Source organism: Pelagibius marinus (genome assembly GCF_014925385.1).
GTDB classification, from domain to species: Bacteria; Pseudomonadota; Alphaproteobacteria; order Kiloniellales; family Kiloniellaceae; genus Pelagibius; species Pelagibius marinus.
In genome coordinates this window covers 131,671-146,510 of sequence record NZ_JACSDK010000019.1, presented here as the reverse complement: position 1 = coordinate 146,510, position 14,840 = coordinate 131,671, and the positions used below count along the sequence as shown (strand labels likewise).

Genomic DNA, 14,840 nt, shown 5'->3' with positions numbered 1-14,840 from the left:
CGAAAACGGCGTGGCCGGCCCCGTCGATCACGAGGCCGGCACACCTTTGGGTCCGATCAATCGCCGTCGGCGATCACCTTGACCAGCTCGTAGAGCTCCTTGGCCGGCAGGCCGCGGGCGGACATCTCCTGGATCCACTCCCCGGCGGCGGGACCTGCCACCCTCTCCCGGAAGCTGACGAGCGAGGCCGCGTCATAGGTGACCCGCTCGACACCCTTCTCGTCCAGCAGCGGCCCCCAGCGCTTCATGGTCTTTTCGTTGTAGAAGTTGACGTAGTAGTCCAGCGCCTCGTCGACCGAGCCCAGCAGCGCTTCACGTTCGGACTCCGACAGGGCATTCAATGCGTCGGTGTTGACCACGACCGGGCAGTTCACGGTGCCGGGGTTCAGGTTGGTCGTCCACCACGCCGCGTTCTCCACCGTGCCGAAAGCCATATGGGCGTGCGGGGCGAAGGCCACGGCCTTGACCACGCCGCTGTCCATCGCCTGGCGGACTTCGGTGGCGGACATGGAGGTCGGGACCGCGCCGACGGTCTCCATCGCGCGGCCGATACCGCCGGTCGCGCGCACGCTCAACCCTTCGAAATCTTCAAGAGTCCTCGGCGCATCGCCGACACCGGCCAGGTTGTACTGCGGCAGCGGCGAAGGCATCAGCAGCGTCGCGTTCCAGCGCGCCAGGTCGGCCTGCACCGCCGGATGCCTGTAGACCGCCATCGATGCCGCAATCTCCTTTTCCAGGGAGTCGATCCCGAGGAAAGGCAGTTCCAGGACCGTGATCGAAGGATTCTTGTCGGCGTGATAGCCGGCGCAGAACTGCGCCATCTCGAAGGCGCCGATAGAAATACCGTCCAGGTTCTCGCGGTTCTTGGCGAGACCGCCGTAGGAGATGTTGAGGGTGAACTCGCCCTTGGTCTTCTCCTTGACCAGCTCAGCCAGCTTCTCGACATGTTCCGTGAAAGCGCGGCGCTTGCCCCACAGGGATACGTTCCACTCCGTCGCCAGCGCGTCGCTGACGAAAGACGTGGCGAGCAGCGCCGACACGGCGGCACCGAACAGCTTCGATTTCATGTTTTCCTCCCGGTTTCGGCTTGTTGATATCTTTATTGGCCGAAACGTTAAGGGAGGCGCTTGCGCCCGACCCATGAAGTTTTTCGCCTGCCGGCGCGCAGAGCCCTGCGGAAATCCGCAGGGCGCCGTTAAGGCTAGATAAGATCGGCTTTTTTCAGGCCGAGCTTGACGATCTTTTCGTTCAGCGTCCGCCGGCCGATGCCCAGTGCCTCGGCGACGGCGTCCATGCGGCCCTTGTGGGTCTGGATTGCCTTGGCAATGAGCTGCCGCTCGAAAACAGCCACCGCCTCGCGCAGGGTTTCCGGAACGTCGGCGCTGTCGTTGTCGAGAGAGATCGCGTCCGCCACCGAGCCGCGGCCGCGACGGGCGGCCAGCACCCGCCGTTCGGCGACATGGCGCAGTTCGCGGACATTTCCCGGCCAGTCATGGGACAGCAGTGCGGCCAGGTCCTCTGCCGTCATATCCGGCGGGTCGATCTCGAAGGAGGCCGCGTTCTGAGCGGCGAAATGCTGGAACAGCAGCGGGATGTCTTCGCGCCGCTCCCGCAGCGGCGGCAGCGATAGCACGACGGTGTTCAGCCGGTACAGCAGGTCCTCGCGGAACTTGCCCTCGGCGACCGCCGCATCCAACTGCTCGTTGGAGGCCGAGACGAGGCGGAAATCGGAAGACACGGGCTGCGTCGCGCCGACCGGCAGGAACTCCCGCGTCTCAATGGCCCGCAGAAGTTTTGCCTGCGCGGCCGGCGGGAAGGCACCTATCTCGTCCAGGAACAGTGTGCCGCCGTCCGCCGCCGCAAGCGTCCCCTGCAGCCCCTCGGCGTTGCCGAACATGGTGTCTTCGAAATGGCCGTCAGGGATCGCCGCGCAGTTGACCGCGATAAAGGGCGACGGCGCCCGCGGGCTGAGATCGTGCAGGGCGCGGGCCACCAGCTCCTTGCCGGTCCCGGTCTCCCCCAGCAGCATCACCGTCGCGTCGGTCTCGCCCAGGTCCAACACATCGACTCGCAAATCCTGCATCGCCTTGGTGTCGCCGAGCAGGATCCGGTCCAGGTCGCTGAGCCGGGCCAGGCGGGCGCGCAGCCGGGCGGTGTCCTGACGCAGGCGATAATGTTCCGCGGCGTGCCGCAGGGCCGTCAGCAGGCGGCGCGGATCGAAAGGCTTTTCCAGGAAGGTGTAAGCCCCGTCGCTCATCGCCTCCACCGCCATCGGAATATCGCCGTGGGCCGAAATCAGCACTACCGGCGGTCCGCCTGCGCCGACGAGCCTGCGCAGCAGATCCAACCCGGACATGCCGGGCATCCGCACATCGGAGAGAACCACGTCAGGCTGCAGGGCTGCGATCCGCGCCTCCGCCTCTACGCCGCTGGCCAGCGTCTCAACCAGCCATCCGGCCTTGCCCAGCAGGTGGTTCAGGGAGTCCCGCATCTCCCGGTCGTCGTCGACGACCAGAATGCGGTAACCGGGGGTCTCCTTCTCCCTCATGCGGCCCGCGCCGTCGTGTCCAGCGGAAGGGTGACGGTGAACTCCGCGCCGGCCCCTTCCAGGTCCCGGGCCGCCAGGCGGCCGGCATGCTCCTTCACGATCTCGGCGGAAATCGCGAGGCCGAGCCCCATGCCCTCGCCGCTGGCCCGAGACGTCACGAAGGGCTCCTGCAGACGCTCCACCGTTTCGCCCTTGAGCCCCGTTCCCGTGTCCCGCACCGCCAGAATCGCCTTGCCGTCCGCCGCCTCGATGGCAACGGTGAGTTCGCGCCGAGGCGCGCCGGACATTGCCAGAATGGCGTTGCGACAGAGATTGACCATGACCTGCTCCAACCTCAGCCGGTCACCGCGCACCACGACCGGATGCTCCGGGATCGCTTCGCGGATCGAGACCCCGACGGCATTTGCGTCGGGCCCGATCAGCGCCTGCGCCTCCTTCCATACTTCGCTCAGATCCACCGGCGACAGCCCCTCACCGCCCGGGCGGGCGAAGAAGCGCAGCTGCTGGGTCAGCCTTTCCATGCGCGCGACGATCGCCGAGAGGCGGCGGAGGGTTTCACCGGTATCCGCATCCGCCACGTCCAGTTCGGCGGCGGTGAGATAGGTCTTCATGGCCGAGATCGGCTGTCCCAGTTCGTGGGTGACCGACGCTGCGAGCTGTCCAAGGGCCGCCAGCCTGCTGGCCCGGTCGAGCTCGGAGCGCGCATCCTGCAGCCGGCGTTCGGCTTCCCGGCGCTCGTCAATCTCGCGAGCGAGCTCCGTGTTCGCCGCCTGCAGCTTACGCCGCGCCGCCTGGGATTCAGCCAAAGCGAGCCGGATCCGCCGGGCCCGCAAATAGAGACCGATGGCCAGCAACAGCATGGCCACGATCGCCGCAGCGATTACCGCCAGCCAGGCCCGGACCTGCACCGGCCGGGCGTCCGAGAGATAATGCAGCGTCCACTCCGGCATGGGAATCCGGGCCGTCACATGCAGGTAGGACCGTCCATCCAGCTCTGCGTGGTCCCGGGCCGCCGCGGTCCAGTCCAGCGGCGCCAACGGTTCCCGCCCGAACTGCCGGCGGGCCTGAATCTCGGCGCGCCGGCTTTCGGTCACCGGCTCCAGCGTCCGGTAGCGGATGGAGGGGTCGTAGGACAACAGCACGATCCCGTCCCCGTTGGAGACGAAGACCGCCTCCCCGCCCTCGGCCCAGGCCGTCTCCAGGTCGCTCAGATCCAGCTTCAGGGCGACGACACCGATCACCGCGTCGCCGGCCCCGCGGACGGGCTCGGCGATGAAGAAGCCGGGGCGCGAGGTCGTCGCGCCGATTCCGAAGAACTGGCCGCGGCCGCCGGCAAGCGCAGCGCGAAAATAGGGCCGGAAGCTGTAGTTCTGGCCCAGGAATGTCAGTGGCTGGTCGTGGTTCGATGCCGCCACGGTCAGGCCCGTCGTGTCCATCAGGTAGATGGCATCCAGGCGCGCTTCCGCGGCAAAGGCGGCGAGGCGCCGGTTGAGCGCCTCCCGCCCGCGCCCCTCCGCCGCCGCGATCACGAAGGGGTCGTGGGCCAGAACGAAGGGCAGGTGCTGGTAGCGCTCCAGGGCGTTGACCAGAGTGCTGCGGTAGAGCGAAACCCGGCTCTGCGCCCGCTGTAGTTCCAGGGTTTCGAAATAGGAGCGGGAAACCAGGAACAGCGGCAGCGCAGCGACCAGCAGCCCTGCCAAAGCCACCGCGCCCCAATATCGGCGCGCAGTGCCGCGCCGCTGTCCGCCGATCCGTGCTCCCATGAGATCATTCATAGCCACAGGCAATCCGCTTGTCGAACGCCGACACACCGGCAGCGGCGGGGCGCCATGGATGACGCCGGAAACCGGGCGATCGGCCGGACCGCGCCCGCGACAGTGCGCCGCCTATAGATAACATGCTGAAATTTCGGGAGAAGTGGCGACCCCAACGGGATTCGAACCCGTGTTGCCGGCGTGAAAGGCCGGTGTCCTAGGCCTCTAGACGATGGGGTCCCGAGAGCGCTGAGGATTTAGCCGTTCCGCCCTGGGAATGCAAGCCTCCGCGAGGGCCCCGCCGGCAAAAAATCAGGGCCCGCAGGGGCTGCCCGGGCGCTCAATCGTAGGAAATTCGCCGCAGGGTGCGGACCTGGGCGGTCATGGGCCCCTCCCCGGCCGCTGCCGGCGCCCCGGGCGCCTCGACCACCGGCACCCCGCCGATCTCCTTCACCAGCTTCTCGATGATGGCCTGGGCGAAGGATTCGTAGTCATTGGCGGTCATCACGAAGGCCCCTGGCCCGCCGATCACCGAATTGCGGTAGTAGCCGTCCACCGAGGTGTCCTCGTTGAGGATGGCCAGGCCGTTGATGGTCACCCCCTGCAACACCGCCGCGTCGCGCAGGGTCTCCGGCTGAGCGCCCTGGTTGGCGCGGCCGTCGCCGGAGATGTCCACGACCCGCCGCGTGCCCACGTAGCCGTTACGCTCCATCTGGGAAAGGGCGAAGGCGATGGCGCCGCCGATGGCGGTGCCGCCACCGTCGAGGAAGCGCGGGGTGTCGTCAATCGCCTGGGCAAAGCCCTCTATGCTGACCGGATCACTCAGCAGCGCCCAGTCGACCGCGACCTGCTGGCGGCGGTTGTCGGACCACTGGATCATGGAGACGGCGATGCCGTTGACGCCGGTGGCGCCGATGGCCGCGATCACGGTGGGGTCGCGGAAGGCGTTGGCGAAACCGCGCATCTGCAGGTCGAACTCCTCGACGGAAACCGAGGAGGAGGTATCCACCGCCAAGACGAGCTCCAGGGACACCGGCTTGTCGGGCCCCGGGGTATATGGCTCCAGCTGGGCGTTGCCGCCGGCGGGCAGCAGCACCGCGCCGAGGACCGCTACGAGACCTAAGGCCGGCGCACGCCGGGCCTTTCCCGCGCCTTGGCGGGCGGCAAGCCGGAGGGAGGAACGGCGCAGAGCCATGCTGCTAGCCTAACCGCAGCGGCGCCGTCCTGTCTCACAGAATAGGAAGATTGACCCGATTGTGATTCCGCGAGCCCCTGGGGTCAGGCCGAGACGGGCGCCGCGTCCTCGATGATGAACTGCACGCTCTCGCGGCCGCCCCAGCGGTCGATCTGCAGCCGCCCGGCAACGTGCAGCGGCAGGCCGGCGGTCTGCAGCAGCGCCGGGCCGAGGTCGCTGTCCAGCGCCCGGAAGGCGATGCCCTTCAGGCTGCCGCCGCCGGCGCCTTGCGAGTCGCCGAGGAAGCAGCGCACGTGGTTCTCGCCCACCACCGAGGCCTTGGCGACCTTGACCGACGGCAGGGCGAAGCGTGGCTGCGTGTTGCCGACGCCGAAGGGCGCGCAGCGGTCGAGCTGCGCCAGCAGCTCCAGCGTCGCCGCCTTGGGCTTCAGGGCGCCGTCGATGCCGAGGGCCGGCTGGTAGTCGATCTCCGCCAGGCGGCGGGCCAGGCGCGCATCGAGGAAGGCCGTCAGCTCGGCGAGGTTCTCCGCCGCCACCGTCAGCCCGGCGGCCATGGGATGGCCGCCGCCGTTGACCAGCAGCCCCTCCTGCCGGGCGGCGATGACCGCCGCGCCCAGGTCGACGCCGGGCACCGAGCGCGCCGAGCCCTTGCCGATGCCGTTCTCCAGGGCGACCACCAGGGCCGGTTTGTTGAAGCGCTCCTTCAGGCGGCTGGCGACGATGCCGATGACGCCGGCATGCCAGCCTTCCGAGGCCGCCACCACCAGGCCTTCACCCGGGCCGGCTTCCTCCACCTGTCGGATCGCCTGGTCGAGCACCTGCAGCTCGATCTCCCGGCGCTCGGCGTTGTAGCCGTCGAGACGCGCGGCCAGGGCGGCCGCCTCGCCCGGGTCGTCGCAGGTCAGAAGGCGCGCGCCCAGCGGCGACTCGCCGACGCGCCCGCCGGCGTTGACGCGCGGGCCGAGCAGGAAGCCGGCGTGGTAGGTGCCCGGCTTCTCGTCGATGCGCGAAACGTCGCTCAAGGCCGAGAGGCCGACGTTGCCGCGCGCCGCCATGACCTTCAGGCCCTGGGCCACCAGCGCGCGGTTGACGCCGGTCAGCGGCACCACGTCGCAGACGGTGCCCAGCGCCACCAGGTCGAGCCACTGGCGCAGGTCCGGCTCGGGCCGGTCGTTGCGCGCGTACCAGCCGGCCTCTCGCAGGGCGCGGTTCAGCGCCACCACCAGCAGGAAGGCGACGCCGACGGCGGCGAGCTGGCCCTGGCCGGAAGTGTCGTCCAGGCGGTTCGGATTGACCACGGCGGCGGCGGGCGGCAAGCGCGGCTCGGCGGCGTGATGGTCGACGACGATGATTTCCAGCCCCGCCGCGGCCGCCTCGCCCAGCGCCTCGAAGGCGGTGATGCCGCAGTCGACGGTGATGACCAAAGTGACGCCCTGGTCCTTCAGACGCTTCAGCGCCGGCGCATTGGGGCCGTAGCCCTCGGCCAGGCGGTCGGGAATGTAGATCTGCAGCTCGACGCCCAGCGCGGCGAAGAAGCGCGCCAGCACCGCCGAGGAGGTCGCCCCGTCGACGTCGTAGTCGCCGAAGACGGCGACCTTCTCGCCCGCCTCCACGGCTTGCAGCAGGCGCGCGGCGGCCCGGTCCATGTCCATGAAGGCCGAGGGGTCGGGCAGGTAGTCCCGCAGGGTAGGGTTGAGGAAGCGCTCGGCCTCCTCCGGCTGGACGCCGCGGGCGGCCAGGACCCGGCCGACGACTTCCGGCAGGCCGAGCTGCTGCGACAGGGCGAGGCCGAGGCGGCTGTCGGCGAGACGTTCCTCCCAGCGCTTGCCGGTGAGCGATCGTTCGACGCCGAGGAAGCAGCCGCGCGGCGTCATCTCGTCAGACGCCGAGGGTGTCGTACCAGGTCTTGCGCTCGAAGTTATGGTGCGCCTCGACATAGCGCACGGTGCCGGACTTGGAACGCATGACCACCGAGTGCGTCGTGGCGCCGCCATGGAAGCGGCGCACGCCGCGCAGCATGGAGCCGTCGGTCACACCGGTGGCGGCGAACATCACGTCGCCGGCAGCCAGCTCGTGCAGCTTGTACTTGCGATCGTAGTCGGTGATGCCCCACTTGTCGGCGCGGCGCTTTTCGTCGTCGTTGCGAAACACGAGGCGGCCCTGGAACTGGCCGCCGATGCAGCGCAGCGCAGCGGCCGCCAGCACGCCCTCCGGCGCGCCGCCGATGCCCATGTAGATGTCGACGCCGCTGTCCTTGCTGCTGGTCGCCATGACGCCGGAGACATCGCCGTCGCCGATCAGCATGATGCGCGCGCCGGCTTCGCGCACCTTGGCGATGACCTCGGTGTGGCGCGGCCGGTCGAGGATGCAGGCGACCAGGTCGGAGACGTCGACCTTCTTGGCCTTGGCCAGGTTCTTCAGGTTCACCCCCGGCTCCTCGTCCAGGTCGACCAGGTCGTCCGGCAGGCCGCCGCCGACGGCGATCTTGTTCATGTAGGTGTCCGGCGCGTTGAGGAAGTTGCCGGCCTCGGCCATGGCGATGACCGCCAGGGCGTTCTGCCCGCCCTTGGCGGTGATGGTCGTGCCTTCCAGGGGATCGAGAGCGATGTCGATGGCCTGTCCGCCCTGGCCGACCTTCTCGCCGATGTAGAGCATCGGCGCCTCGTCGCGCTCCCCCTCGCCGATCACCACCGTTCCGTCGATATCGAGGGCGTTGAGCGACTGGCGCATGGCGTTGACCGCGGCCTGGTCGGCCGCCTTCTCGTCACCGCGCCCCATGAGGCGGGAGGCCGCGAGGGCGGCGGCCTCCGTCACGCGCACGGTTTCCAGAGCAAGGTTGCGGTCCATCGAACCGAGAGTGGGCGTGGCTTTGGGCATCGGATCCTCGTTTGGCAGAACGTTAGAGATCTACGATCCGGATCAGCCGCGGCTGCTCGACCACGGCCTCCAGGTCGGCGATGCGGGCCAGCGCCCGCTGTATCTGAGCTTCTTCGGTATCGTGGGTCATGATGATCACCGGCACCGCCTGGCCCTCGCCTTCGGCGCGGCCGCGCTGGATCATCGATTCCATGGAAATGTCCTCGTCGCGCAGCGCGGCGGCCACGTCGGCGATGACGCCGGGCTGGTCGATGACCAGCAGGCGGAGATAGTAGGGGCAGTGGTGCTCGGCCATCGGCAGATTGGGCCGCCGGCTCAACTCCGCCGCGGGAATGCCGAAGACCGGCAGCGTCGTACCGCGGGCGATGTCCACCAGGTCGGCGACCACCGCCGAGGCGGTCGGCCCGGCACCGGCGCCGCGTCCCTCGTACATCGTGGTGTCGACGAAGTCACCGTCGGCCACCACCGCGTTGAAGACTCCGGAGACGCTGGCGATGGGCAGGTCCTTGGCCACCATGCAGGGATGCACGCGCTGCTCGATGGCGCCGTTGACCTGCTGCGCCACGCCCAGCAGCTTGATGCGATAGCCCAGCTCGTCGGCATAGGCGACGTCCAGGGCCGAGACGTTGCGGATGCCCTCCACGTGCACCGCCTCGAAGTCGACCTCGCAGCCGAAGGCCAGCGCGGTGAGGATGGCCAGCTTGTGGGCGGTGTCGATGCCGTCGACGTCGAAGCTGGGGTCGGCCTCGGCGTAGCCCAGGCGCTGCGCCTCGGCCAGGACGGTGTCGAAGTCCTGCCCCGCCTGCGGATTGCCGGCGGGCGCGCCGTCGCCCTGCATCTGGGTCAGGATGTAGTTGCAGGTGCCGTTGAGGATGCCGTAGACGCGGCTGATGCTGTTGCCCGCCAGGCCCTCGCGCAGCCCCTTGATGATCGGGATGCCGCCGGCCACCGCGGCCTCGTAGCCGATGGTGCGCCCGACGGTCTCGGCCAACTCGGCCAGTGGGGTGCCGTGGTGGGCGAGCAGCGCCTTGTTGGCGGTCACCACGTGGCGGCCGGCCTGCAGCGCCGTCTCGACCATCAGCTTGGCCGGATCCTCGGAGCCACCGATCAGCTCCACCACCACGTCGGCCTCGGCGTCCCGCGCCAGGGCGACGGGATCGTCGAACCACTGCAGGCCCGAAAGGTCGACGCCGCGGTCGCGGCTGCGGTCACGCGCCGAAACCGCGGTCACCTGCAGGGCGCGACCGGCGCGCGCGGCGATGGCGGCGCCGTTCTCCTGAAGCAGGCGCAAGGTGCCCGCTCCGACCGTCCCAAGCCCGGCCACAGCTATGCGAAGAGGTTTACTCAAGAAGCGATGTTCCGGACCTTTGCGCCCTGGTCGTTAATGCCCAGGGACCTTAGAAACGCCTTTATGTTGCGCACAGCCTGACGGGTGCGGTGCTCGTTCTCCACCAGACCCAGACGCACGAAGCCCTCGCCGTATTCCCCGAAGCCGATGCCCGGCGCGACGGCGACCTGGGCCTCCTCCAGCAGCAGCTTGGAAAATTCCAGCGAGCCCATCTCGCGCAGGGCGGCGGGCAGAGGCGCCCAGCAGAACATGGTCGCCGGCGGGCTGGGGATCGGCCAGCCGGCCGCCTCCAGGCCGGAGACCAGCACGTCGCGGCGCGAGCGGTAGCGCGCGCGCATCTCGTCGATGCACTCCTGCGGGCCGTTGAGGGCCGCGGTGGCCGCCACCTGGATCGGCGTGAAGGCACCGTAGTCCAGGTAGGATTTCACCCGCGACAGGGCGGCGATGAGATCCGGGTTGCCGGCACAGAAGCCGATGCGCCAGCCGGGCATGGAGTAGGTCTTGCTGAGCGAGGTGAACTCGACGGCGATGTCCTTGGCGCCGGGCACCTGGAGGATGGAAGGCGGCGGCTCCCCCTCGAAGTAGACCTCGGCGTAGGCCAGGTCGGAAATCACGTAGATCCCGTTTTCCCGGCAGAAATCCACAACCGTTGAATAGAAATTTAAATCAACAACTTCGGCGGTTGGGTTCGAAGGATAGTTTAAGACCAGGGCCGAGGGTTTTGGCACCGAATGGCGCATCGCCCGCTCAAGCTGCTCCATGAAGTCGAACTCGGGGCCGACCGGAATGCTGCGGATCGCCGCCCCGGCGATGATGAAGCCGAAGGCATGGATCGGGTAGCTGGGATTGGGCGCCAGAATGATGTCGCCGGGGCTGGTGATGGCCTGGGCCAGGTTGGCCAGGCCTTCCTTCGAGCCCAGGGTGACGATGACCTCCCGCTCCGGGTCCAGGTCCACGCCGAAGCGGCGCTGGTAGTAGGCGCAGAGCGCCTTGCGCAGGCCGGGAATGCCGCGCGAGGTGGAATAGCGGTGGGCCCGCGGATCAGCCAGGGTTTCGGCCAGCTTGTCGATGACGTGCTGCGGCGGCGGCTGGTCGGGGTTCCCCATGCCGAAGTCGATGATATCCTCGCCGGCCGCGCGAGCCTTGGATTTCAAGGCATTCACCTCGGCGAAGACATAAGGCGGCAGGCGCTTTATGCGGTGGAATTCCTGAGTCATGGTCGTCTCTGACGAAACCCTTCGAGGCCCGCGAAATCCGTTACTGGAAGACCGGCGCCGGGGCGGGCCGGCGCGGCGGCGGCTGAGACAGGCTGAAAGGCACGGGAAGCCCCGGCCTGCCGTGCGGTTTCTTGTAGCGAGCGCCGGTCTAGTTTTCCAGGAAGATTCTAGTTTTCCAGGAAGATTTCGACCCGCCGGTTGCCCGCCTCGCCGGAGGGCATGAACTCGTGGTAAACGGGCTCCGCGTCGCCCAGGGCCTCGCTCTGTACCGCATCGGAGGGCACGCCGAGGGCCAGCAGCTCCGCCGCCACCGCCTCAGCCCGCGCCGACGACATGTCGAAATTGGCGATCTGGTGCTCGTCCGGCGTGGTGTTCTGGGTGCGGCTGCTCGAGTGGCCGACGATCCTCAGCCGGGCGCCGCGCTGCTGCTGCAGGGCCGCGACATCCCGCAGAACGCTGCGGTCCCGGTCGTCGAGGTCCGAGGAGCCGTGCCCGAAGAAGATGATGGCAGCCAGCTGCCCGCCGCCCGCGCCCGTCTGCAGCGGCAGCCCCGCCACCTGCTCGTGGCTGATGATCTCGTTGCCGCTGATGATGACACTGGTCCCGTAGGGGTTCGGCGAGGCCGCGGTGACCAGCGGCGCCGGCTCGGTAAAGGTCGCCTGCTGGCGGTCCTCCATCATCTGGGCCAGGACCTTCTCGCGCTCCTCGGGCGCCAGGTAGGGCTGAGGTGCCTCGGGAACCTGGGAAAGCGTGGGGAATTCATCCCGGGCGCCTTCGGTGGAAACCCGCTGTGGTTGCTCCGCCGCAGCCTCCTCGGGGCTCTGCGTCGCATCCTTCACCGCCGCGCAGCCCGACAGGGCCAAGAGCGCGACCACGACCGCCACCGCCGGCAGCCCCTGGCGGCCCCGCCCGTAAGCCTCCTGCTTATTCATCATCGTTTATCTCTTCCTTGCACCGGGCTGGCGTCCCCACGCCTCGCAAAGCCCTGTGTTTCCGCCAAAAACCTGTTTTCCAGTGCCCGCCTGGCCGCCGTCACCGCTATTGAAACGGCTGCACCCCCCTATTACCTTGCGAATAATTCGGCATTTTTTCTCTGCCATGCCGATTCCGCAGCGCCGATACGGGTCAGCGACCGCATCAGCAGGATAAGGAAGCCTACATGCCGGAGCAACCGCCCCCCGACATCAAACTACCGGATCCTGTCGAAATTTCGAAGTCCATGGCCCGCATCGCAGAACGCAGCCAGAAGCTGGTCGCCGACTTCCTGGCCCGCCAGGAGCCCCAGGGCGGCGGCCCGACGGCCATGGATCCGCTGAATATCGGCAGCGCCTTCATGGAAATGACCCACCGGATGATGGCCGACCCGGCCAAGCTGGTGCAGGCGCAGATGACCCTGTGGCAGGACTACATGCGCCTGTGGCAGACCACGGCCCAGCGCATGATGGGTCAGGAAGCGGATCCGGTGGCGATGCCGGAGCGTGGCGACCGGCGCTTCAAGCATCCGGAGTGGGACGAGAACGAGCTCTTCGACTTCGTAAAGCAGTCCTACCTGCTGACCGCCCGCTGGATGCAGTCGACGGTAAAGGACGTCGAGGGCCTGGACGACAAGACCGCCCAGAAGGTCGACTTTTATACCCGCCAGTTCGTCGACGCCATGGCGCCCTCCAACTTCGTCATGACCAATCCGGAGGTGCTGCGCGAGACGCTGGAGTCCGGCGGCGAAAACCTGGTGAACGGTCTGCACAACCTGCTCGACGATCTGGAGCGCGGCAAGGGCCGCCTCAAGATCAAGATGACCGACATCGAAGCCTTCGAGCTGGGCAAGAACATCGCGCTGTCCCCCGGCAAGGTCGTCTACCAGAACGACCTGATGCAGCTCATCCAGTACGAGCCGACGACCGAGGAGTCCTTCAAGCGCCCGCTGCTGATCATCCCGCCCTGGATCAACAAGTTCTATATCCTGGACCTGCGCCCCAAGAACTCCTTCATCCGCTGGGCCGTCGAGCAGGGTCACACGGTCTTTGTCATCTCCTGGGTCAATCCCAACGAGAAGCTGAAAGCAAAGAGCTTCGAAGACTACATGGTCGACGGCCCGCTGGCCGCGCTGGAGGCCGTCCAGAAGGCGACGGGCGAAGAGGACGCCAACGTGATCGGCTATTGCCTGGGCGGCACGCTGCTGGCTTGCACCCTGGCCTACATGGCCGCCAAGAAGGACAAGCGCGTCAAGTCGGCCACTTTCTTCACCACCATGATGGACTTCAAGGACGCCGGCGAGCTGGGTGTCTTCATTGACGAGGTGCAGCTTGCGGCCCTGGAAGAGAAGATGAAGGACAAGGGCTATCTGGAAGGCGCCGACATGGCGACGACCTTCAACATGCTGCGCGCCAACGACCTGATCTGGTCCTTCGTGGTCAACAACTACCTCATGGGCAAGGACCCCTTCCCTTTCGACCTGCTGTATTGGAATTCGGACTCGACGCGCATGCCGGCGGCCATGCACAGCTTCTACCTGCGCAACATGTACCAGGAGAACAAGCTGGTGGAGCCGGGCGCCATTACCCTGAAGGACGTGAAGATCGATCTGTCGAAAGTGAAGCAGCCCGCCTGCCTGATCTCCACCCGCGAGGACCACATCGCCCCCTGGAAGGCCACCTACTCGGCCACGCAGCTGCTGGGTGGCCCGGTTAAGTTCATTCTTGCCGGCTCCGGCCACATCGCCGGCGTGGTCAACCCGCCGGAGGCCGAGAAGTACGGTTATTGGACCAACGCCAAGAACTCGAAAGATCCCGATGCCTGGTGCAACAGCGCCAAGGAGCATAAGGGCTCCTGGTGGCCGGAATGGCAGAAGTGGATCGCCGACTTCACCGACGGCAAGGTGCCGGCCCGGCGGCCCGGCGACGGCGCGTTGAAGGTCATCGAGGACGCGCCCGGCAGCTACGTCAAGGTGCAGGCGCAAGACTAGGCCGGATCATCTTCATGGATAGGATCAAGAGAACCCCCGCTTCAGGGCCGGACGGCGCTGAAGAGATGAGCCGGGTGCTGGCTGAAAGCCTGCCGCTGGCCCGCCAATGGTCGGCGGAGTTGTGTTGGCGCGACCCCGAAAGCGGCGAGAGCTGCGCCTGGTATCACGGCGCCTGGCAGACCCTGCGCCTGCTGGGCATCGTCACCACCCTGACCCAGCAGTCCGAGCTCTACATCGAGGCGCTGCGTCCGCTGATCGCCGAGGGCGGCTACAAACGCGTGTTCCTCTCCGGCTCGGCGGACTACGGGCTGCTGTCGGTGGTGCTGGAAGCCTTCAGCAATGAGGCCGCGACGCCGGAGATCACCGTCGTCGACCGCTGCGAGACCCCGCTGCGACTCTGCCGCTGGTACGCCGAGCGCTACGGCTACGCCATCGAGACGGCGCAGTCCGACCTGCAGACCTTTCGCGCGCCGGCGCCCTACGATCTGATCTGCGTGCACTCGCTGTTGTCCTGCGTGCCCGTGCAACACCACGCCGAGATCGTCGCCACCTGGCACAGCCTGCTGCGCCCCGGCGGCGTCCTGATGATGGCCAATAACCTCTACATCGGAAACACCGCCAGGGAATCCCGCTTCACGCCCGAGCAGATCTCGGCCTATCAGGAGCGTGTCGCCAAGGCGGCACTGACCTGTCCCCATCCCGAGGCCCTGCCCTCGGCCGAAGAGCTCCAGCGCATGGCCACCGCCTATGCCGCCGAGATGTCGGGATCGATCATTTCATCGCGCGAGCAGCTGACCGGTCTTCTGGAGGACCAGGGCTTCTCCCTGGAAGTGGCGCGCTTCGGCAATCTGGTGAAAGACCGGAACCATCAGCGCTCCGGCGCGCCGACGGCGGGCAAGCGCGAATACGCCTGGATCGTCGCCCGGCGCCGCTAGGCGC

11 protein-coding genes and 1 tRNA gene are annotated in these 14,840 nt (G+C 67.7%); 2 read left to right on the top strand and 10 right to left on the bottom strand.

All coding sequences use genetic code 11. The features are described from left to right. Positions 1–56: 56 nt before the first annotated feature. The 10 genes from H7X47_RS23860 to H7X47_RS23815 all read right to left on the bottom strand — a co-directional run bounded on the left by H7X47_RS23860 (position 57) and on the right by H7X47_RS23815 (position 11,874). A complete protein-coding gene (locus H7X47_RS23860; RefSeq protein ID WP_193371271.1) occupies positions 57–1,067 on the bottom strand; it encodes a C4-dicarboxylate TRAP transporter substrate-binding protein in 1,011 nt (336 codons plus the stop codon). 134 nt (positions 1,068–1,201) lie between these two features. After that, positions 1,202–2,548, bottom strand: a complete 1,347-nt coding sequence (locus H7X47_RS23855) for a sigma-54-dependent transcriptional regulator (RefSeq protein WP_193371270.1) — start codon at positions 2,546–2,548, stop codon at positions 1,202–1,204. After that, positions 2,545–4,323: a sensor histidine kinase gene (locus H7X47_RS23850; protein ID WP_227010755.1), complete on the bottom strand. Its 1,779-nt coding sequence runs from the start codon at positions 4,321–4,323 to the stop codon at positions 2,545–2,547. Before H7X47_RS23850 ends, H7X47_RS23855 begins: the two co-directional genes overlap by 4 nt. Before the next feature lie 143 nt (positions 4,324–4,466). Continuing rightward, positions 4,467–4,542, bottom strand: a tRNA-Glu gene (locus H7X47_RS23845). Between the two features lie 100 nt (positions 4,543–4,642). Further along, positions 4,643–5,497, bottom strand: coding sequence for a DUF1194 domain-containing protein (locus H7X47_RS23840; RefSeq protein WP_193371269.1), 855 nt, complete (start codon positions 5,495–5,497; stop codon positions 4,643–4,645). An 83-nt stretch (positions 5,498–5,580) separates the two neighbouring features. After that, the gene (gene recJ, locus H7X47_RS23835) at positions 5,581–7,371 is read right to left on the bottom strand and encodes a single-stranded-DNA-specific exonuclease RecJ (protein ID WP_193371268.1); all 1,791 of its coding nucleotides are present in this window, start codon (positions 7,369–7,371) and stop codon (positions 5,581–5,583) included. 4 nt (positions 7,372–7,375) lie between these two features. Continuing rightward, positions 7,376–8,344 carry a class II fructose-bisphosphatase gene (gene glpX, locus H7X47_RS23830; protein WP_193371310.1) on the bottom strand — a complete coding sequence of 323 codons (969 nt, stop codon included), beginning with the start codon at positions 8,342–8,344 and terminating at the stop codon, positions 7,376–7,378. A gap of 52 nt (positions 8,345–8,396) precedes the next feature. After that, positions 8,397–9,722: a homoserine dehydrogenase gene (locus H7X47_RS23825; protein WP_193371267.1), complete on the bottom strand. Its 1,326-nt coding sequence runs from the start codon at positions 9,720–9,722 to the stop codon at positions 8,397–8,399. Beyond that, on the bottom strand, positions 9,719–10,939 hold the full coding sequence (locus H7X47_RS23820; RefSeq protein WP_193371266.1) for an LL-diaminopimelate aminotransferase: 1,221 nt from the start codon (positions 10,937–10,939) through the stop codon (positions 9,719–9,721). Before H7X47_RS23820 ends, H7X47_RS23825 begins: the two co-directional genes overlap by 4 nt. Positions 10,940–11,106: 167 nt before the next feature. After that, positions 11,107–11,874, bottom strand: a complete 768-nt coding sequence (locus tag H7X47_RS23815; RefSeq protein ID WP_193371265.1) for an OmpA family protein — start codon at positions 11,872–11,874, stop codon at positions 11,107–11,109. Between the two features lie 224 nt (positions 11,875–12,098). Between H7X47_RS23815 and H7X47_RS23810 the strand changes: the two genes are divergently transcribed. Both H7X47_RS23810 and H7X47_RS23805 read left to right on the top strand, forming a co-directional pair. Then, complete coding sequence (locus H7X47_RS23810) at positions 12,099–13,901, top strand: PHA/PHB synthase family protein (protein ID WP_193371264.1); 1,803 nt, start codon at positions 12,099–12,101, stop codon at positions 13,899–13,901. Positions 13,902–13,915: 14 nt separating this feature from the next. Next, complete coding sequence (locus tag H7X47_RS23805) at positions 13,916–14,836, top strand: class I SAM-dependent methyltransferase (RefSeq protein WP_193371263.1); 921 nt, start codon at positions 13,916–13,918, stop codon at positions 14,834–14,836. Positions 14,837–14,840: the final 4 nt, after the last annotated feature.